The sequence below is a fragment of the Enterococcus sp. C63 genome, from assembly GCF_040887215.1.
Taxonomy (GTDB): domain Bacteria; phylum Bacillota; class Bacilli; order Lactobacillales; family Enterococcaceae; genus Enterococcus_B; species Enterococcus_B hirae.
Genome location: NZ_JBFOFI010000007.1, coordinates 144,802 through 165,685, shown reverse-complemented (window position 1 = coordinate 165,685; position 20,884 = coordinate 144,802). Strand labels below are relative to the sequence as shown.

The following is a 20,884-nucleotide window of genomic DNA, read 5'->3' as shown; positions in this document are numbered from 1 at the left end:
TCGTGTTTATTTAGAAATTACTGCCATTAGCCAACGATTTTTTGAAAAAATTGATCGCTAAAATTGAACCTCTGCCTAATTTTGTTATCTATATTTTGTATCATTTTATCTATAATTTGTTTATTTATTCCTTTTGTTGTAAGCGCTATAATTGGGTTGTGAATGACACGAAAGGAGTTTTACGATGAAAAAAAGAAAGGGGTTAAATCATTTTTTTGCTAATCTATGGCGCTACAAAGCTTTAGTACTGATGGCTGTGCCGGGGATGCTATGGATGATTTTTTTCTTTTATATCCCAGTATTAGCAAACGTAGTAGCATTTAAAAACTTCCATATTTCTGCTGACGGGTTTTTAGCTAGTTTAAGAGAAAGCCCTTGGGTTGGTTGGGAAAATTTCCGCTTCTTATTTACTTCTGATCAAGCTTTCTTGATCACTAAAAACACCATTTTATATAATGTTACTTTTATTCTTTTGAATTTATTGATTTCCGTTGTTTTTGCCATCATTATGAGTGAATTACGGAATAAACGACTGGTAAAAGTTTACCAAACAATGTCGTTACTTCCTTACTTTCTATCATGGGTCATCATTGGGTATTTTGTTTATGCCTTCTTGAGTCCTGACAAAGGAATCTTTAATCAGTGGATCACTGGGCATGGTGGAGAAGCGATCAACTGGTATAACGAACCGAAGTATTGGCCGTTTATTCTTGTCTTTATCGGTACGTGGAAAGGGATTGGCTATAACAGTATCATTTATTTTGCTTCTGTTATGGGGATCGATCCTACTTATTATGAAGCAGCGATGGTGGATGGTGCCAGCAAATGGCAACAAATCAAACATGTGACGATTCCACAATTGATTCCGTTGATGACGATCTTAACGATTCTAGCTGTCGGGAATATTTTCCGAGCAGACTTTGGTTTATTCTACAATATCCCGAGAAATTCCGGGGCACTTTATGATGTCACACAAGTATTGGATACTTACATTTATAATGGCTTGACCTCTACTGGTGACTTTGGAATGACAGCTGCAGCGGGATTGTATCAATCCGTTGTCGGGTTTGTTCTATTGATGATCACAAATACGATTGCTCGTCGTTTCGACAGCGAATCAGCATTGTTCTAGGGAGGAGAAAGAAATGAAAAAAAAGAAAGTCGAACGAGTACAGATTCGTTCATTTAACAAAACAACCAATTTTTTCTCTAACTTGTTGATCGCATTGTTTGCTCTTTCTTGCATCTTACCGTTTCTATTCGTGATTGCGATTTCTTTTACGAAAGAATCCGCTTTGACACAATATGGCTACAGTTTTTGGCCAAAAGAATTTAGTACATTTGGGTATACTTACTTATTCGGTCAAATGCAAGACAAGATTTTCCAAGCTTTATTTGTGACGATCCTTGTCACTGTTCTAGGGACTTTGATCAATAGTACGGCGACTTCTTTATACGCTTATGCGATTTCACGATCAAACTTCCCATTTCGACGCTTCTTTACCGTATTTTGTTTGATCACGATGTTGTTCTCACCAGGGATGGTTGCGAACTATTTAGTAATGACAAATCTCTTGCAGTTAAAAGATACGATCTGGGCATTGATTTTGCCAATGGCAGTCAGTCCGTTCAATATCATCGTGATGCGAACGTTCTTCAAACGCTCGGTTTCAGATTCGATCATTGAATCTGCAAGAATTGATGGAGCTAGTGAGCTGCGAATCTTTGTGCAAATTGTTTTACCACTAGCAATTCCAGGGATTGCAACGATCAGTTTGTTTGCTGCCTTAGGGTATTGGAATGATTGGTTTAATGCGTTGCTTTATATTCAAGATGATAAACTGGTTCCTTTGCAATATTTATTGATGAAGATCCAAAGCAATATTCAATATTTGACACAAAATTCAGGAGCGGGCAGTCAATTGACAGGCGGACTTGCTTCTGTTCCGGGAGAATCAGCTCGAATGGCGATCGTCGTGATTTCTACTTTACCGATTGCGATCAGCTATCCATTCTTCCAGAAACATTTTGTTAAAGGATTAACGATTGGTGGAGTAAAAGAGTAATGCAATAAAAATATAAAACAATTTAGGAGGAAGAAAAATGAAGTTATGGAAGAAATTAGCCTTTACTGGCGTTTCTGCAATGATGGTTGGAACATTGGCAGCCTGCGGATCGGGGACAAAAGAAAAAGCTGAAGCAAGTGATTCAACAACCCTTCAAATGTATCAAATCGGTGATAAACCAGAGAATTTCGATCAGTTGATGGACATTGCAAATAAACGGATCGAAGATAAAATCGGAGTTAAAGTCAACATCAACTACATCGGTTGGGGCGATTACGAGAAGAAAATGAATGTCATTATCTCTTCTGGTGAAAACTACGATATTGCCTTTGCCAACAACTATGTATCAAATGCGCAAAAGGGTGCATTTACTGATTTGACAGAATTAGCACCAAAATATGCGAAAGAAGCGTATGATTCTTTAGATGAAGCGTATATCAAAGGAAATTTAGTTAACGGAAAATTGTATGCCTTTCCAGTAAATGGCAATGTGTTTGCCCAACAAGTGTTGACTTTCAACAAGCCGTTATTAGACAAATACAATTTATCGATTGATGGGATCGAATCTTATCAAGATGCGGAAAAAGTGTTACAAGAATTCCATAAAAAAGACCCAAATACAGCTGCTTTTGCGATTGGACAAGGATTTAAAGTCCAAGGAGATTTCGATTATCCATTAGGGAATACATTACCATTTGCAGTTGATTTGAACGGCGATGACACTAAGATCATCAATCAATACGACAACAAAACGTTTATCGAATTATTACGTACGATGCACAGCTGGTATAAACAAGGATTGATTCCTAGCGATGCTGCTACTAGTAATAAAGATTACCCACTTGAAGGAAATACTTGGTTAATGCGTGGCGAAACGCAAGGACCATACGATTATGGCGATACGATCTTGACTAATGCAGCGAAACAAGAATTGGTTTCAAAAGCAATCACTGTTCCATTGAAGTCAACTGGACAAGCACAAATGGCCAACTTTGTCGTATCAAATACCTCTAAAAACAAAGAAAAATCAGTTGAATTTTTAGGTTTATTAAATAGCGATCCAGAATTATTGAATGGTTTAGTTTGGGGTATCGAAGGCGAAGCATGGAAAAAAGATGGCGATGACAAGATCAAATTATTAGATGGGTACCAACCAAACATGCATATGTCTGCTTGGAATACCGGTAACAATGAAATCTTATACACACAAGATACGATCACAGATGAAATGATCGCTGAAAGAGATAAATCAATTGAAGAAGCAAAAACTTCTCCAATCTTAGGCTTTAGTTTCAATACAGATAGCGTAAAAACAGAACTAAGTAATATCTCAAATGTCATGAATCAATACCTAGATGGATTAAATACTGGGACAGTTGATCCTGATGAAACATTACCAAAACTAAAAGATGCTTTGAACAGAGCAGGTTATGACAAAGTATTAACAGAAATGCAAAAACAATATGATGCATTTCGTAAGGAAAGTAAATAATTCAAGAAACTGAATCAGTTTCTAGAAAGAAGCAGAACTTTTTCCGAAATTTGCATGTCGAATTTTTGGAGAGTTCTGCTTTTTGATTAGTGTCCGAAGAAATGAAAGAAAAGCAACCAAGTAGCTAAAAGTTCATTAGGCTTTTTATCAAACTGGTTCTTTTACTTTTTTACTACTCTTGTATAATGAAAGGGAATACAATGTTTTTTATGGAGGGAATCGCATGTTAGGTAAAGCACTAGAAACATTATTTATCAGAGTGTGGGTGGTCATGAAATTAACTTTTTATTTTTGGATCTATACACTGATGGGAGCCATCGTATTAGGGATTGGACCTGCTTATAAAACAGTCAACGAATTGTTTTATCTTTATGGTTTTGAATATAAAGAGATTACGTTTAAGCGAGGGTGGGAAACATTTAAACAAACATTTGTCCGTGGAAATGTGTTGTTTGGTTTATTTTTAGCGGGGACATTTTTGCTTGGCTATAATTTATACTTATCTGTTCAAATTCAAGGAATCCTTTTTTTGATTACTGATTTTATCCTGATTTTTAGTTTACTTTATATTTACTCCACTTATCAGTATAGCTTGATTTTAGATAGTGAATACGAAATTTCGATTCCTAACCTACTTAAGTTAAGTTTTGTTTCAGGCTTTTCCAGTTTTTCGACCTTTTTGAAATTGTTGATTGGCGGAGGCATTATTTTTTGGCTAACTTGGAATTATAAAGGACTGATTCTCTTTGGTGTGATTGGCTTATTGACTGTTTGGAATGGGCTGGTAACCAAACAATGGCGGGAAAAACTGGATATGCAGTTAGAAAGCTATGAATAAATGGCGTATTTTATTTTCACAAGGAACACTTCTGAATCGTCTTTTCCGAAAATATGCGCTCGTCCTGATTTTATTAACAACGGTGGCGACTGCTATCATCAGTGTTCATACGTGGGTACAAACGCAAGAGCAAGCCAAGCGAACGACAAGTGAGGCGTTACAAAGTACCAGTCGTACACTGAACGATAAAACGACACTAAGTAAAATCATTAAAGACCAATTGTTGGGGAACTCTGATAAAATCGAGAATGCGACTACTTATCTGACAAAACCGATCAATGAATATTTGATGTACGCTTATGATCAACAACAAAAAACGACCGATTTTGTCTCTTTTCCTTATCTAATGAGAGATATTTATGTCAGCTATGAGGAAGTCAGCTCCGTCTATGTTGTTTTCAGTCAATTGCCTGAGTATCTGGAATCTTCTAGAGCAAATAAAGGTGGGGTGATTAAAAGTGGTACGCCTAAATTGACAGATGCGTTTTATATCAAAATGTCGATCACGCAAGGTGGAAGCGAAGTCGGGAGCATGTTCGTCGGTTTTGAAAAAGCGGAATTGGATGCGGCATTAAAGAGTTTGAATACCTTTAGCGGCTTATCATTGTATATGATCTCTGGTACCACCAACCGTTTATACACATTCCATGATCAAGGAATGACAAAGGATAAACTAGCAACCCAAGAACAATTGATTACAACCAGCCTTCAAGAAAATTCCACTTTGCCACTGATAAACCTTGAAAAAAATAATTTCATCCAGTACCAACAATTACCCGATGATTACCGGATATTGGCTACTTTAGATCGTTCGATGGTTAGACGAGCGGTTATCCAAGATTTAGCACCATTGATTTTCGGTGTATTTCTATTAGATGTCAGTCTGTTATTCTTTTTATACCAAACCTTCAAGCGCTATTCGCAACAAGTAGATCTCGTGATGGATGCAATGAATGAAACGGCTAAAGGGAATTTGGAGACGCGGATCGATACGACCCAAACGGAATATGAATTAAAAGACCTTTCTATAGGGATCAATGAGATGTTGGATAGCATCAACCAATATGTTGAAGATATCTATAAATTGGAAATCAAACAGCAAGATGCCCACATGCGTGCATTACAAGCACAAATCAACCCTCATTTTCTCTATAACACGTTAGAGTATATTCGGATGTATGCGTTAAGTGAAGGCAGCGAAGAATTGGCAGATGTGGTGTATGCTTTTTCGGCCTTGTTGCGAAACAATACTAATCAAGAAAAGACGATCAGTTTAAAGGAAGAACTGGACTTTTGCGAAAAATATGTCTATTTATATCAGATGCGTTACCCCAACCGGATCGCCTATCATTTTTCCATTGATCCATCATTAGCAAGTATCGAAGTACCGAAGTTTGTGATTCAACCATTGATCGAAAATTATTTTAAACATGGGGTCGATTTTACACGTTTTGATAATGCCTTAAGCGTGAAAGTGTTTCGTGAAGGGCAGCGAGTCCAGATTATTGTGAAGGATAACGGCAAAGGGATCACACCGGAGCGCTTGGCAGAGATCGAATCAAGATTGGCGCATCCTAAAGTCGAATTGTACCAATCGATTGGATTGCAAAATGTGAATGAACGTTTGCGTGCTAGTTTTGGACATAGTTATCAGATGAAGCTAAGTACCAATCAAGAAGGAGGATTGTCTGTCACTATTACATTTAAAGAAAAGGGGTAGGAACATGTACCGAGTGTTATTAGTCGACGATGAATATATGATCTTGGCAGGGTTGCAAAAAATTGTTGATTGGGCAAGTTTGGGATTTCAGGTAGTCGCAACGGCAGAAAACGCGATGCAAGGATTGTCTGTTTTAGAAAATCAATCCATTGATTTAGTTATAACAGATGTCACGATGCCCGAAATGAATGGTTTAGAATTTATCGAGGCGGCTCAAAAGGAACATCATGCGTTTGAATTTATGATTCTTTCTGGTTATCAGGAATTTGATTATTTAAAAAGTGGGATGCAATTAGGGGCCATCAATTACTTGATGAAGCCAGTTAATAAAACCGAACTGATTGCTAGTTTAACCAAAGTGAAGCAGCAATTAGATCATCAAATTGAACAGAAAAACCAGCAAGAAATCTATCAAGAAGTCCTTTTTAGTCAGTGGCTCAATGAAGAATTAGATGAAGTGAGTGAAGAAGAGATTTTAGACAAAATCGGAGGGAAACAACGAAGAGTTTTACTCGCTCAAGTGTCTAGATCCGTCGGGAAATCAGTGAATCAGTGGCTGAAAAACCACCAAGAACTTTTTTATTATCAACGAAACTTTGGAGACATGGAACGCTTTACTTTGTTGCTGGAAGAAGCGTCAGTTTCTGCATTTTGCCGCTTCATTCAAGAGAAGAGTATGGAAGAAAACTGGTTGATCAGTATTGGAGATGAAACAGCAGATCCTGATAAGATCCCTGAGAGTTATCAACATGCCAAAGATAATTTACAACTGCATCAATTCTACGGTGAAAAAGACCAACATATCTTTTTTGCCGAACAAGAAGCAGCAAAAGAACAGGCAATTGATTTTTCTTCGTTTAATCGTGTGTTGAAAAGCGGGCAATTGGCTAGTGCCCAACAAATGATTACTCAATTTTTTGACCAATTCCAAACTGCTGTGATGACACCGGAGGATATCCGTCATTTTAGTTTTTTGTTGTTTATGGATATCCACCGGGAATTGATTCGGCTAGAAGACGATGAATATTTAAAAGGGATTCAACAGATCAATCAAGCAAAAACAGTCCAAGAACTGCATCAACTCTTACTATCTTTGATCAAGGAACAGCAAAAACAAGTCCGATATAGCGAGAATGTCGAACGAGTGATGACGATCTTACACGAACACTACCGAGAACCTTTAACCCTGAAAGAAGTTTCAGAAAGCCTGCATTTGAATGTGATGTATTTGGGGCAATTATTCAAAAAAGAAACGAAAAAAAGTTTTTCAACTTATTTAAATCATCTCAGAATGGAACAAGCGAAATGGTTGCTGCTGCATAGCAATCAAAATATCAATGAAATTTCTAGTGAGATCGGCTACAACAACACCACCTATTTTTCAAAGTTGTTCAAAAAAATCGTCGGCAAGTCACCAAAAGAATATCGTGAAAAGAATGGAATGATCGTATAAAATCAGCTACTGTGGTTCAGAGGAAAGTGCTCATTACCCTCATCAAGTAAATCCAAGGTGCCGCATGTCTTGAAGCTTGTTTAAATTAGTATAATTCGGTACAATTTTTCTAGATGATGTCTAGAATTTTGAAAGAAAGCGAGCATGAAACTTTCTTTTTTCTGGTTGGTGAAAAGAGGATGCAGGATGGATTTTTTACGTAAATATGGATTTTATTTTTTATTGTCAGGAGTAGTAAGTGATTTTCTGACGCCGTATGTTTTAGGGATTTTTTATCCCAAACTTAATCAAATGACTGCTGTGATCAGTCTTTTTGGGGATGTTGGTAGTCCCGTACGAAAAGCATTTTTGATTTGGTCGGTCATATCTGGCTGCTTGTATGTTTTGGCAATGCCAGCGTTATATCAAGCTTTTGTTACTACTTCAAAACCACTTGCTCTATTAGTGACAGCTGCCATCGGTCTATATGGTGTTACAGATTGTATTTTTACCGGGTTATTTAGTGTGGACACGAACGAAACTTCTTGGAATTTTTCGACTTGGATCCACAATCTTGGTTCAGGGATTGGGTATGGTGGATTTATTTTGTTCCCTTTATTTGTTTTCTTATTGTATCGCAAAATGGGCGATGCGCAATTAACTCAATCGTTTTTTATTTTACTAGTTGCCAGTTTGATTTTTGCAGGAATTTATGGCGCAGCACGTATTCCCGGATTAAATCAATTGCCGGTTTTGAATCAGTTAGGTTTTTGTCAACGGATCAGTTTTTTCTTTAATTATTTACCAATTGTGTGGTTAAGTATCTTACACATTAGGGCATAGCGGACTGTAGCCCTAACTAAATGCTGGAAATTAGTAAAACTGATTGAAACCACAGGATAAATGTGTCAGACTAAACCTTGACCGCACATCGTGATGTGCAAATGTATATCGTAGGGGAGTCTAATGAAAGATATGAGAAATATCAAATTAACGATCGAATATGATGGGAAACGTTACTCAGGCTGGCAACGTCTGGGAGATGACGATAAAACGATCCAAGGCAAAATCGAAGCAATCATCTCACAGATGACTGGAGAAAAAATGGAGATCATTGGATCGGGGCGCACGGATTCTGGGACACATGCCAGAGGACAAGTGGCAAACTTTAAAACGACTTCTCAAATGAGTCGTAATGAAATGCTAACTTTTCTCAACCGCTATCTACCAAGAGATATCGTGATCAAAAAAGTGGAAGAAATGCCTGAACGCTTTCATGCTCGATACAATGCGACAGGGAAAAAATATAGCTATTATGTGTGGAATAATCCCGTTCCAACTGTTTTTGAACGAAATCATAGTTTCTATTTTCCGCAAGAACTAGACCTGGAAAAAATGAATGAAGCTTGTCAAAAATTAATGGGAAGTCATGATTTTATCGGTTTTTCTGCCTTGAAAAAATCAAAAAAATCAACAGTTCGTACGATTCATGAACTCTCAATCGAACAAGAAGGCGGCATGTTGCACTTTACCTTTGTGGGCAATGGCTTTTTGTATAAGATGGTTCGGATCTTGATGGGTACACTCTTGGAAATCGGTACAGGAAAATTACCTGTTTCGGCGATTGATGATATTTTTGAGAATAAAGTAAGACAACAGGCAGGAGAAACCGTGCCGGCACATGGGTTATTTTTAGACGAAGTGTATTACCAATAAACATTCATATCAAATAGAACAAACTGAGAGAGTCGTTTGATTGCCTGTAGCAGGCAAAAGAATGGCTGTCTCAGTTTTTTTGAGTAGCCTAATCCCTCCCACGACTCCTCTAAGCGGTCTATTCGCAATTTCGCTAGTTTCGTGATACATTCAGGACGAATTTACATATTTGACCAAGAAGTGAGGGGAAAAGTGGTGGAGCAAGAGCTAGCAGAATTATACAATCTCATTTTAAACCCTAATACCCGTGAATGGGAACGGACATTGTTGATCCAAGCGAAAAACCAAGTAGGGGAAAGAAAACAAAGAAAAGAAATCCTTGAAATGATTGAAGTCTCTTTACGACCACTAGCACTTCGGGGGAATTTGACGCCTGACGTCATGGACTTTTATTTGAAGATCACCCATGATCCGATGGGACAAGTGTCTTACGACTTTGCGAAACACCAGATCACCGATGAACGCTATCAAGAAAAAGCCGTCTTTGCCGGGGGCTGTTTCTGGTGCTTAGTCGAACCGTTTGAAACACGGCAAGGGATTATTTCCGTGTTGTCCGGATATACTGGCGGGGAGGTCGAACATCCTAACTATGACCAAGTTAGCAGTGGCACGACTGGGCATGTGGAAGCAGTGGAGATTATTTTTGATCGGCAAATGATAAACTATGAAGAACTATTAGCGATTTTTTGGCAAGTCACCGATCCAACAGATGCCTTTGGACAGTTTCAGGATCGTGGGAATCAATACCGCTCCATCATTTTTGTAGAAAATGAAGAACAAAAAATACTAGCAGAAAAATCCAAGCAACAAGTGATCGCTTCGCATCAGTTTGCGGAACCAATCGTCACACAGATCAAGCCAGCAACAACCTTTTGGCCTGCTGAAAATTATCATCAACAATTTTACAAAAAACAACAAAAACGTTATAAGAAGATCAAGAAGTCTCATCAACAATTTTTATTTTTTAAGCGGGCAAAGAAAAAATGGTCTGGGGAAGACGAATAAGTAATCGTGTAAGTGGAAGATGTTCTGTAAAAATCAGTCATTCCCTTAAAATTGCTAGATGATTTAATAACGATTAAAATCTAATAATACTTTTAAGTAAGCGCTGTTGATTAAGTGGTACACTTATTTGAGAAACCTCTCTCAAATAAAAGAAAGAAGGTACCTATGATGAAGAAAAGGCGTTTATTGGTTTTTAGTGTTCTTTTTTTATTTTCAGTATTTTCAATATTTTCAACATTTTTTGTGGTCCATACTTATGAAAAATCAGAAAGCACCCAAACAATTATCACTGAAAGCAAACAGCATTTACTAGACAATGTGGTGGCAAAACAACGTAACAATCGAGTAAGTTTGTTGGATTCGGGGTCAGGCATTTCTGCTTCTGAAAATAGTAGACCGCCAAAAGATTTTATTGATGTTTCCTCACATAATGGTTATTTATCTGTCGAAGCATATGAAACAATGAAAAACTATGGGATCACAGGTGTAGTAGTTAAGTTAACAGAAGGGGATTCTTATAGGAACCCGCTGGCCCCTGAACAAGTTGCGAATGCTATCCAGGCGGGGTTGAAAGTGAGTGTCTATCATTATGCTTGGTTTAATTATGCAGAAGACACCGAAAAAGAAGCCCACTATTTATTAGCCTATCTAAAAGAATTAAATTTACCTTATTCTACTGTAGTTGTGAACGATAGTGAAAATCCTCAAATGAATCTAGCAAGAGCAACTGAAAATGCGCAAGTGTTTAGTCAGGCCATTCAAGCAGCTGGTTTTTCCCAGGTGGTTCATTATTCCAATCTTTCATGGTTTACGAATGGAACTTTAGACTTGGATGTCTTAGGAAAAGAGAACTGCTGGGTAGCACAATGGCCTCAGAATCCTTCAGAAAACGAACTTTTACATACAGAAAAAGCTGCTTGGCAATGGGCAAGTGATTTATACTTTCCAGAATTTACCGAAAAACAATTCGATATCAACGCCGATTACCTAGGGATATTTACCAAATGATCCATGGTGATGATTGAGGCTAAAGAGGATTTTTGTTAGTAATTCGCCAACGATAAGCGTATAATGCACATAGAACGATAGTTATCAAAAACGAAATACACGTACGCATACTAGGAAAAAGAAGTGACGAGTCGCATTTTTTGAAAGCGTATACTTGTTTAGGAGGAGAAGAATATATGTATGTAGCAAATCAGCAGCGATATGAAAAAATGACGTATCGAAAAACTGGAAAATCTGGGTTGAGATTGCCTTTGCTGTCTTTAGGATTATGGCAAAACTTTGGTGATTATGATCCTATAAGTAATCAACGGGAAATTTTACGTGGCGCCTTTGATATGGGGATCACACATTTTGATTTAGCCAATAACTATGGTGGTCCAGCAGGAGCAGCAGAGAAAAACTTCGGTCGGATCTTTAAAGAAGATTTTCAAACGTATCGTGATGAAATGATTATTTCAACCAAAGCGGGTTATCACATGTGGGAAGGGCCTTATGGGGAATGGGGTTCCCGTAAATCGATCATTGCTAGTTGTGATCAAAGCCTCAAACGGATGGGGTTAGATTACGTAGATATCTTCTATCATCATCGTCCTGATCCAGATACACCTTTGGAAGAAACGGCAGAAGCGCTTATGCAATTAGTTCGTCAAGGGAAAACACTGTATATTGGGATCTCTAACTACAACGGGGAAGACACGAAGAAAATGTCTGCTATCTTACGTGAAATGAACGCTCCATTTATTATCCACCAAATGCGTTACAATATGTTTTCAAGAGAGTTATTAGAAGAAGATTTAGCACCTGTTTTAGAAGAGACCGGTCTGGGAGCTATTACTTTTAGTCCTTTAGCGCAAGGGTTATTAACTAAACGCTATTTACATGGGATTCCAGAAGATTCTCGAGCCCATCGTAAAGAAATTCCTTTTCTATCAGAAGATCAAGTGACACCTACATTGGGTAAGATCAAGCAATTACAGGATTTAGCTGATTTGCGTGGACAGACGTTAGCACAAATGGCTTTAGCATGGAATCTACGACAAGAGTCAGTTACCAGTGTGCTTGTAGGCGCTAGTCGACTTAGTCAATTAGAAGAAAGTGTTCGGATGATGGATAATCTTTCCTTCTCACCTGAAGAAGAACAGAAAATTGAACAAATCTTAGGACACTAATGAAAGCTGTTTTTTCCTTTTTCTCAGAAAAATAACGTAAAGGAGGAGTTGCCATGGCTCATCAAGATTACGTTCATCTGAAAACAATTGATACAGATATTCGTTCATTTATTTTACAAAAAAATAAGAAACTGACCATAGAGTCCCAAATCCCTTTTATTACTTTTATGAATTATCATTTTGAGTATATAAAAGAAAAAATCATTCAAGACCAGAATGAAACAAAAAAAATTAATCAAGAAATGCTAGAGCAGTTGAAAAATAAGCAAATCATTAGTCAAAATTTAAATACAACGATCAATCAAAAAGCGACTTTTGGTCAAAAATCAGCAGATGCAATTGCCAAGTTTGGTGGTAGTTGGCCGTTTATCTTTCTCTTTGTAGTGATTTTAGGTAGTTGGATCTTGTTGAATACGTTACATTTTTTTGGCCTATCATTTGATCGATATCCGTTCATTCTTTTGAACTTAGTGCTTTCTTGTTTAGCTGCTATCCAAGCACCGATCATTATGATGAGTCAAAACAGACAAGCAGCTAGAGATCGGATAGCAGCCGACCATGATTATCAAACAAACCTAAAAGCTGAGTTAGAAATTAGTTTGTTGCATGAAAAAATCGATTATTTGATGTCACAGCAATGGCAACAAATGCTGGAATTACAACAATTACAAATTGAGTTATTAACCCAATTAAATGAAAAATTCCAAGAAACGACAAAAAGTGAATAGTAGGACAAGCAGTTGAAAATAAGCTGGAATTCGCACAAAGGAGTCATTTTTGCGAAACTACGGCTTATTTTTTTTGATACCATGAATGAGCTACACAAATTTATCAGAGAAATGATCAACGTTTGCACACTAATTTTAGTGTGCAAAGAAAAAAGAAGTGTGCATCTATACAGTGTCCTCTTGAAAGCGTTAGCACGACAAGGGATTAAAGCGCTTTAAAAGTTGGCACGGTAATTGCTTTATATAAAAGTGTAAGATACAAGAAAGGGAAGTGTAGAAAATGGAAAAGAAAACAATCATGCTTGTATGCTCAGCTGGAATGAGTACTAGTTTATTAGTAACAAAAATGCAAAAAGCGGCAGAAGAAAAAGGAATCGAGGCTGATATCTTTGCAGTATCTGCTTCAGATGCAGACAATCAATTAGAATCAAAAAATGTAGACGTTTTACTTTTAGGTCCACAAGTACGTTTTATGCAAAATCAATTTGCTGAAAAATTAGCACCAAAAGGAATTCCTTTAGATGTAATCAATATGCAAGATTACGGAATGATGAACGGTGCCAAAGTATTAGAACAAGCAGAATCATTAATCAATAAATAATGGAGGAAACCAACAATGCAAGAGCAAAAAAATCTTGAAGCAATCATGGGTTTGATCATGTTTGGCGGAAATGCAAAAAGCGATGCAATGGAAGCGATTGCTGCAGCGAAAAAAGGAGATTTTGAGTTAGCTGATGCAAAAATCAAAGATGCGGAAGAATCTTTAGTGCAAGCTCATCACTCTCAAACAGAAATGTTAACACAAGAAGCACAAGGTAATCATATGGAAGTGACTTTATTAACGGTTCACAGCCAAGACCATCTGATGACTTCGATTGCATTTACAGATTTAGCAAAAGAAATCATTGATTTATATCGACGTTTAGATGCTTAAAGTAAACTGGTGAAATAGAAAAGAGGAAAGAAACATGGATAAATTTGTTGCATTTATGGAGAAACATTTTATACCTGTGGCATCAAAAATTGGTGCTCAACGTCATTTAGTAGCGATTCGTGATTCATTTATGGTCAGTATGCCTTTGATGATTTTAGGTGCGTTAGCAGTAATGATCAATAACTTGCCTATTCCTGGTTTCCAAGAATTAATGAATAAAATTTTTGGTGGCGAAGCTTGGAAAGGATTTGGCGCAGCTGCTTGGAATGGTACATTTGCGATTCTTTCAGTTTTGATCGCCTTTCTACTTGCTTATCATTTAGCAAATGGTTATCGTAAAGACGGCGTTTCTGCTGGAGTAATTTCTTTAGGTTCATTCTTCGCATTAGGCGGAGCGTTGGGCATGAGCTCAAATGGTTTATTTATTGCAATTATTGTTGGGATTATTTCAACAGAAATCTTTGTTCGTTTAAGTGGAAATGAAAAATTAATCATCAAAATGCCTGATGGCGTGCCACCAGCTGTAGCTAAAGCCTTTGCTTCATTATTACCTGCAATGATCACGATCTCATTCTTTGCTTTGATTGCTGCGATCTTTGCTGCATTTGGTGTAGATGATATCGTAGGCGCGTTTTATACAATTGTTCAAGAACCATTCATGGGACTAGCCAATTCTTATCCTTCAGCTTTGTTGTTAGCATTCATTACACCATTCTTATGGTTCTTTGGATTACACGGAGCAAATATGGTAGACCCTTTGATGCAAACAATCAATGCACCAGCAATCGAAGCGAATGTTAATGCGATTGCTGCTGGTCATAGCGCACCATACATTGTAAACAAACCTTTCTTTGATAGCTTTGTCAACTTAGGTGGTACAGGGGCAACATTAGGTCTGTTACTAGCGATTTATTTAGTGGGACGTAGAAATAAACCTTATATGGTTGTTACGAACTTGTCGATCGCACCAGGTGTTTTCAATATCAATGAACCAACAATGTTTGGTTTACCAATCGTATTGAACCCAATTATGTTTATTCCGTTTATTTTAACCCCAATGGTTTTAGTATCTGTTGCTTATTTTGCTACTGCTACCGGACTAGTTCCAGCTGCAACGGTGATGCCACCATGGGTAACACCACCAGTAATCGGTGGGGTATTAGCAACAAAAAGTATCGCTGGCGGTGTCTTAGCTGCTATCAACTTAATCTTATCTGTCTTGATTTACCTACCATTTGTGAAAGTAGCGACAGTTCAAGAAAAAAGAAAAGAAGCATTAAACGGCTAAAAGCACATAAAAGAAAGAAACAGCACATACAATCAAAAGTAGCTATTCTTTAGTGAAAAGATCTTGTTTCGTTTAATGAGCGATCAAAAAAAACAGTTGTCTGACAGAGGTCATGACAACTGTTTTTTTTTGGATAAATGGCTCAAGGATTGCTTTCTTTTTTCTTAGTGAAAAAGAAGGATAAAAGGAGGTTTTTTTGGAGTTTAAAAAAACCATTTCGATAACAAGCGTGCTATAATAGTGCAAATGTATAGGGGAGTGAAAGGACGAAATGAAAGGTTATGAGTTGGTTAAGATCAGAGAAAGACCTGAATGGTTGGAACAGGCAGCGCAATGGTTTACGTCAAAATGGCATCTTCCGCTTTCCTTTTATCAAGAGAGCATGGAAGATTCTCTTCAATCATCTAACGCTGTTCCTCAATGGTATATAGTCGTGACGTCAGAACAAAAAATTATCGCTGGAGCAGGGGTCATCGCGAATGATTTTCATGATCGTCCAGATTTGACTCCGAATGTTTGTGCATTGTTTGTTGAAAAAGAGTATCGTAATCAAGGAATTGCCAAAGAGATTTTATCATTTATTCGAGAGGATATGGGAGCGCTTGGGATTTCGCAGCTCTATGTAGCGACTGACCATACAGGTTTTTATGAAAGATATGAGTGGGAATATCTGACGACGGTACAAGATAATGAAGGGATCCCGGTTTATTTATATCAACTAGCGATTTTTACAACGTGACCGGAGTTGATTACTCAAAAGGGTTCTTTGTCTGAGCAGTAATCTTTTGTTTCTGGTGAGCAATGCCAAGAAAAATCGGAAATTGTTTCTTGATGCTATTTTTGTTGGTATATTGGTTATTCGAGTATTATTTAGTGGACGGTACTATTTTTTAGCTTCAAAAAAATTCCAGGAGCAATAGAAAGTTCTATCAGTCCTGGAATTTAGAATGGTTGATTTGTTGGAAAAGCATGAATGAGCTCGCTGTCCTAAATAGGCGTTCCGTCTTTTTACCGAAAAATTAGGAAGCTTTCTTATTCATTCTTTTTTTCGCTCTTTTTTTGTTTTTTTTTCTCGTCATAGATGAAGACATTACGTACTATTTTCAAAATAGGACGTGCAGTCAAAAAGATCGCTCCTACTAGATAACAATAGGTACTATAACGGTCTGGAATATCTGTTAACAACGCTACGCTTCCAAAAATATAAAAAATCCCTGTTAATAAATCAACTGCAAGAGACAATAATGTATAGCGGTTCTGGAAATAAAGACGAAAACGTTGTCCAGCAATTTCGATATCTTCTTCTTTCCCAATATCTATTTCATGGCTTTTTCGTTTTATTTCTGGCATCTCTCACTCACCTATCTGTGAACAAAGCTAAGGTTTCAAAACAACTTTGATATTTTTATCTTCTTTTTTGTCAAAAATCTCGTATGCTCGGGCAGCATCAGCTAAAGGCATCGCATGTGTGATGATTTGGGTTGGATCGAACAGACCCGCAGCAATCATCTCGTAAATTTTAGGCATCAAATGAACAATCGGTGCCTGACCATGCTTCACTGTGATATCTCTCATGAAAAATTCTTGTAGTGGGTACGAAGAAGCTGGGGTCATATAAACACCAGTGATTTGTACGGTTCCAAATTTTTTGACAGCTTGCGCAGCCATTTGGATCGGTGAAATCGTCCCGCTTTGCAAACTAACGAGATTCTTAGCTTTTTCTTTCACTGGTTCCAAGCCATCCATCCCTACACAATCAATGATGACATCAGCGCCACCTTTTGCTAATTCGTAAAGTTCTTTCCCAGCAGACTGAGTATCTTCTAACAAATAAGTTTCTACATGATTGTAACGAGCGGCTTTATCAATACGATGTTGGACCGGATCGACAGCAATCACTCGCTCTGCTCCTGCCATAGCGGCAAATTTTTGTGCAAACAACCCAACTGGTCCTGACCCTAAGACCACTACAGTGTCGCCTTTTTTTACGTTGGCATTTTGAACGCTCCAATAAGCAGTTGGAAGGATATCAGATAAGAAAAGGACTTTTTCGTCTGCAAGATCATTGTCAGGTACGATAAATGAAGTGCTATCAGCAAACGGTACCCGAAGATACTCAGCTTGACCACCCCAATGATTCCCATTTAAACGGCCAAAGCCAAATAAACCACCATAAAGTTGATCTGGATTTGAGCGATCACATTGACTTTCCATCTCATGGGTACAGAAATGACAATGCCCACAACTAATATTAAAAGGAATAACGACCCGCTGTCCCTTTTTTAGTTTTTTTACTGCAGGACCTACTTCTTCAACAATCCCCATTGGTTCATGACCAACGACATATCCTTTTTCTAAAACAGCCTCCCCATGATGATAGAGGTGAAGATCCGATCCGCAAATCGCAGTAGCGGTAATTCGAATAATAGCATCTGTCGGTTCCACGATTTTTGGATCATCTACGTTTCTGATTTCCATTTTTTGGTTTCCTTGCCAGGTAACAGCTTTCATGAAATAAAACTCCTTTCTTCAAACCCTATAACATGTCATTTTTTGAACGAACAGCTAATTTCATTCTAAAGGAGGAGCTGGCTTTTGAGTAGTGAAACGCTTTTAGTAAAGGGAAAATCACTTTAAAATAACTAGTGTATTATTTGGTTTACATTGAGAAGCTTTATAGTTAGAAGTATAATTAAATTATGTTGATTTCTTAGGTTAAGTAAATAACAGATTAAAAAATAGATCAAAAGGGAGGTTATTTGTGATAAAAGAAAAAAAGGGAGAACAAATCAGAAAACTGATGGTCACATTTGCTTGTTCAGTGACTTTGTTTGTGATTATTTCCGTAGGAATCATTCAAGTGACGTTTTTTGATCAGGCGTATTTACTCGGTCAAATCGAAAAAACAAAGTATAGCGAATTGATCCTCGCAGAAGCTGCTCAGAATTTTCGGAAAGAAAACACAGAAGAAAGTGAATTTTCAGAGGTCGTTGCAACGGCACTTTCACCAAGTTTTGTCGAAGAAGCCCTTCGACCATTTATCCAACATACATATGAAGAAACAAATTATGAGCTAAGAGACAGCAATGAGGTGAGTGAGAAAATTGCTCAAGCGGTGGCTACAATTGCAACAAAAAAACAACTGACTATCGATAAAGAGGAGAAAAATAAAATCGAGACAATGATCTTTATTTACATGTATCACTTCCAAAGTGCATTAGGTGATCGATACTTGACTATTTTTATCGAAAACATCGTGTCTGCTCGAAAAATAGTGGTACCTCTTTTTTACATCTGTCTGGGTCTATTGGCGTTTTGGCTAGTCTATTTATATCGGGTAATTAACAAAACACCCTTTTCTTTCCTGCGTTACGGTATGTTTATTTTGGGAACGACTGGAAGTATGTTTTGTGTTTTAGCAGGATTGCTTTATATACAAGACGTTTTACATAATATAGCTTTTCAGTCACAAGCGACTTTACAATTAATGACACATTACGTGCAAGATCTACTGATGTATCCAGCGATTATTGGGGGCATTCTTTTGTCTTGTGCTGTATTATTCGGTGGGGGAAGTAAGCTTCTGCAGAAACGACAAAATAAAAAGTGGCTGAAAACTGGAAGCAGTGCCTTAAAAAAAGCCTAAGATAATAGCTAAATAAAAATCATTCGTTGAATGATGAAATACTAAAAAACGACTGTCACTCCCGTTACCAGGAAGTGACAGTCGTTTTTTGTTGCGGTTGTTCCTTGTTGATAGCTTGTTGCATCGATCATTCAAACATTTTCTTAGCAGCACGCATCAATGTAGGAATATCTTTGTCATATCTTGGTGTTTTAACAAGACGTGACATTGGAATACCAGCAAAATGGAAAGCAGCGATCTCGCCAGAGCGTACGGCACTTTGTTCCGTAAAGATCATTTGATAAGGTTGTTCGACAAACTCTCCAGTAAATGCCAAGTTCGTTGAGTGTTGAGGAATCACTTTTGGTCGGTCGCTTTTTGCTCGATTATTAAATAATGCAGAAGCATAAGGCATATACACAGGAATATTATTCACAACGCTATCAAAAATCTCGGTTTCCTTCGTTCGAATATTTTCAGGACCAGGATCGACTTTCGAAAGTTGTCCGATCAGTTCTTCTAACATTTCTTTCCCAGTCATCTTGATATATTGCTTATCCACAAATTCTCCACGACGTCGAGGGTATAAGAAATATCCCCAAATGACGGTTTCGTTTGGTTTTTGTGAAGTAAAATGTGGTTGGTGATGAACGACGATCGACATATTGACATCTTTTTGTCCGAGTGGCGTGATTGGTGTAGTGGAGATAAATGAATTCAATGCATTACCAGGGACTTGTGTCGTGATCCGAGTAATTTCATTTAAAAGCAAATGGTCCTTAGTTGTTAGAGTGAAACTGACCCATTCACTGGCATCACGATCGGCAAAAAATTTGTCAGGGTTACCTAAATTATAGAAACGTTCACTGGCTTTCTTCCACAAGCTAGAAGCAGCACCATAATCCATATTTTCAACAGCTGGTGTATCGTAGTCACCTAGTGTAGCCGAATCAGTAATTGATCCGTTAGTGAAAAGCACACCCGTATCACCATCAACCACAACGTGTTCTTCCTCATTGGTTAACGTGTTGATCATTTTTAAGCCAGTCACTGTAATTTCATCTTGCATCGGAGTTTCTTTGAATTCCCAATCGACTACGCGGCGGTTCAAAATGATTTGACATCCTTGGTCTTTTAAATAATTGATCAATGGCAACATGATACTTTCATACTGATTATAGCGAGTTCGGTTTACTCCTACTAAATGTTCGATTTGTGTAAATTCATAAATCATTTGATGCATATAGCGACGAAGTTCTTGGGCAGAACTACGAGTACGAAAAGCAAAAGTTGTTTCCCACATAAACCAAAAGTTTGTCTCAAAGAAGTGAGGATCATCTTTAAAGTATTCTTCAATTGTGACATTATCTAATTTTTCTTCTTCTGAATCAGGCATGGCGATCAGCTTAGTCAATAACAAACGATCTTTATTGTTAAATCCTAGTTTGCCTCCGTCAATAATTCCTTTGCCGCCTTCCATCAAACGTGCTTTATCAAATGTTCGGTGTTTTGCATCAAAATCTCTAGTATCTTCAGCCGCAGTCATTCCTGGTTCGGTGACAGAGGGGATTCTGCTTAAGAGATCCATCAAATCCACGTATGTTCGATAATTGAGCATACGTCCACCACGGGCGATATAGCCCTTTTTGTTTTCTAAGGGATGATTTTTATTCCAATATTCATCGACAACGGTATCCGTTGGGGCACCATCATTGGAGCCATGGTCATCTAAAGAATAAAACGTAATCTGATCACCACGCCAGTTTCCTTCTTGAATCAAATAAACAGCAGCTGCCATATTGGCGATTCCAGCGCCAATCATTATTGCTTTACTTTTTCTCATTGTGATTCCTCCAGTATTTT

General features: G+C 37.6%; 20 protein-coding genes. 17 read left to right on the top strand and 3 right to left on the bottom strand.

Annotated elements, in window-relative coordinates:
• Positions 1–184 precede the first annotated feature (184 nt).
• From AB3H90_RS11350 to AB3H90_RS11275, 16 genes are all read left to right on the top strand, one after another.
• Positions 185–1,132: a sugar ABC transporter permease gene (locus AB3H90_RS11350; RefSeq protein ID WP_010721015.1), complete on the top strand. Its 948-nt coding sequence runs from the start codon at positions 185–187 to the stop codon at positions 1,130–1,132.
• 13 nt (positions 1,133–1,145) lie between these two features.
• Entirely contained in the window at positions 1,146–2,066 is a 921-nt protein-coding gene (locus tag AB3H90_RS11345; protein ID WP_010721014.1) for a carbohydrate ABC transporter permease, read from the top strand.
• Between the two features lie 37 nt (positions 2,067–2,103).
• Positions 2,104–3,558 carry an ABC transporter substrate-binding protein gene (locus tag AB3H90_RS11340; RefSeq protein WP_010721013.1) on the top strand — a complete coding sequence of 485 codons (1,455 nt, stop codon included), beginning with the start codon at positions 2,104–2,106 and terminating at the stop codon, positions 3,556–3,558.
• A gap of 223 nt (positions 3,559–3,781) precedes the next feature.
• Positions 3,782–4,396 (top strand): YesL family protein, encoded by a 615-nt coding sequence (locus tag AB3H90_RS11335; protein ID WP_010721012.1) that lies wholly within the window; start codon positions 3,782–3,784, stop codon positions 4,394–4,396.
• The gene (locus AB3H90_RS11330; protein ID WP_034700488.1) at positions 4,389–6,116 is read left to right on the top strand and encodes a sensor histidine kinase; all 1,728 of its coding nucleotides are present in this window, start codon (positions 4,389–4,391) and stop codon (positions 6,114–6,116) included. Before AB3H90_RS11335 ends, AB3H90_RS11330 begins: the two co-directional genes overlap by 8 nt.
• Positions 6,117–6,120: 4 nt before the next feature.
• The gene (locus AB3H90_RS11325; protein ID WP_063627613.1) at positions 6,121–7,569 is read left to right on the top strand and encodes a response regulator transcription factor; all 1,449 of its coding nucleotides are present in this window, start codon (positions 6,121–6,123) and stop codon (positions 7,567–7,569) included.
• Between the two features lie 186 nt (positions 7,570–7,755).
• Complete coding sequence (locus tag AB3H90_RS11320; protein ID WP_081128857.1) at positions 7,756–8,391, top strand: DUF998 domain-containing protein; 636 nt, start codon at positions 7,756–7,758, stop codon at positions 8,389–8,391.
• 132 nt (positions 8,392–8,523) lie between these two features.
• Positions 8,524–9,264 (top strand): tRNA pseudouridine(38-40) synthase TruA, encoded by a 741-nt coding sequence (truA, locus tag AB3H90_RS11315; RefSeq protein ID WP_368016754.1) that lies wholly within the window; start codon positions 8,524–8,526, stop codon positions 9,262–9,264.
• A gap of 195 nt (positions 9,265–9,459) precedes the next feature.
• A complete protein-coding gene (gene msrA, locus AB3H90_RS11310; protein WP_368016740.1) occupies positions 9,460–10,269 on the top strand; it encodes a peptide-methionine (S)-S-oxide reductase MsrA in 810 nt (269 codons plus the stop codon).
• Positions 10,270–10,437: 168 nt separating this feature from the next.
• Positions 10,438–11,277 (top strand): GH25 family lysozyme, encoded by an 840-nt coding sequence (locus tag AB3H90_RS11305; RefSeq protein WP_368016739.1) that lies wholly within the window; start codon positions 10,438–10,440, stop codon positions 11,275–11,277.
• A 176-nt stretch (positions 11,278–11,453) separates the two neighbouring features.
• Complete coding sequence (locus AB3H90_RS11300) at positions 11,454–12,446, top strand: aldo/keto reductase (RefSeq protein ID WP_010721005.1); 993 nt, start codon at positions 11,454–11,456, stop codon at positions 12,444–12,446.
• A gap of 53 nt (positions 12,447–12,499) precedes the next feature.
• Positions 12,500–13,174, top strand: a complete 675-nt coding sequence (locus AB3H90_RS11295) for a DUF1003 domain-containing protein (RefSeq protein ID WP_081128849.1) — start codon at positions 12,500–12,502, stop codon at positions 13,172–13,174.
• 280 nt (positions 13,175–13,454) lie between these two features.
• Positions 13,455–13,775 carry a PTS sugar transporter subunit IIB gene (locus AB3H90_RS11290; RefSeq protein ID WP_010721003.1) on the top strand — a complete coding sequence of 107 codons (321 nt, stop codon included), beginning with the start codon at positions 13,455–13,457 and terminating at the stop codon, positions 13,773–13,775.
• Between the two features lie 15 nt (positions 13,776–13,790).
• On the top strand, positions 13,791–14,108 hold the full coding sequence (locus AB3H90_RS11285) for a PTS lactose/cellobiose transporter subunit IIA (RefSeq protein ID WP_010721002.1): 318 nt from the start codon (positions 13,791–13,793) through the stop codon (positions 14,106–14,108).
• Between the two features lie 34 nt (positions 14,109–14,142).
• Complete coding sequence (locus AB3H90_RS11280; RefSeq protein ID WP_010721001.1) at positions 14,143–15,396, top strand: PTS sugar transporter subunit IIC; 1,254 nt, start codon at positions 14,143–14,145, stop codon at positions 15,394–15,396.
• A 271-nt stretch (positions 15,397–15,667) separates the two neighbouring features.
• The gene (locus AB3H90_RS11275) at positions 15,668–16,135 is read left to right on the top strand and encodes a GNAT family N-acetyltransferase (protein ID WP_010721000.1); all 468 of its coding nucleotides are present in this window, start codon (positions 15,668–15,670) and stop codon (positions 16,133–16,135) included.
• A gap of 293 nt (positions 16,136–16,428) precedes the next feature.
• Here AB3H90_RS11275 and AB3H90_RS11270 read toward each other — a convergent pair whose 3' ends face one another.
• A complete protein-coding gene (locus tag AB3H90_RS11270; RefSeq protein WP_010720999.1) occupies positions 16,429–16,746 on the bottom strand; it encodes a YrhK family protein in 318 nt (105 codons plus the stop codon).
• Positions 16,747–16,773: 27 nt separating this feature from the next.
• Positions 16,774–17,907 carry an alcohol dehydrogenase catalytic domain-containing protein gene (locus AB3H90_RS11265; RefSeq protein WP_010737002.1) on the bottom strand — a complete coding sequence of 378 codons (1,134 nt, stop codon included), beginning with the start codon at positions 17,905–17,907 and terminating at the stop codon, positions 16,774–16,776.
• A 250-nt stretch (positions 17,908–18,157) separates the two neighbouring features.
• Here AB3H90_RS11265 and AB3H90_RS11260 point away from each other — a divergent pair, with 250 nt between their 5' ends.
• Complete coding sequence (locus tag AB3H90_RS11260) at positions 18,158–19,042, top strand: hypothetical protein (protein WP_368016738.1); 885 nt, start codon at positions 18,158–18,160, stop codon at positions 19,040–19,042.
• 127 nt (positions 19,043–19,169) lie between these two features.
• Here AB3H90_RS11260 and AB3H90_RS11255 read toward each other — a convergent pair whose 3' ends face one another.
• Positions 19,170–20,864, bottom strand: coding sequence for an oleate hydratase (locus AB3H90_RS11255; RefSeq protein ID WP_010720996.1), 1,695 nt, complete (start codon positions 20,862–20,864; stop codon positions 19,170–19,172).
• Positions 20,865–20,884 lie beyond the last annotated feature (20 nt).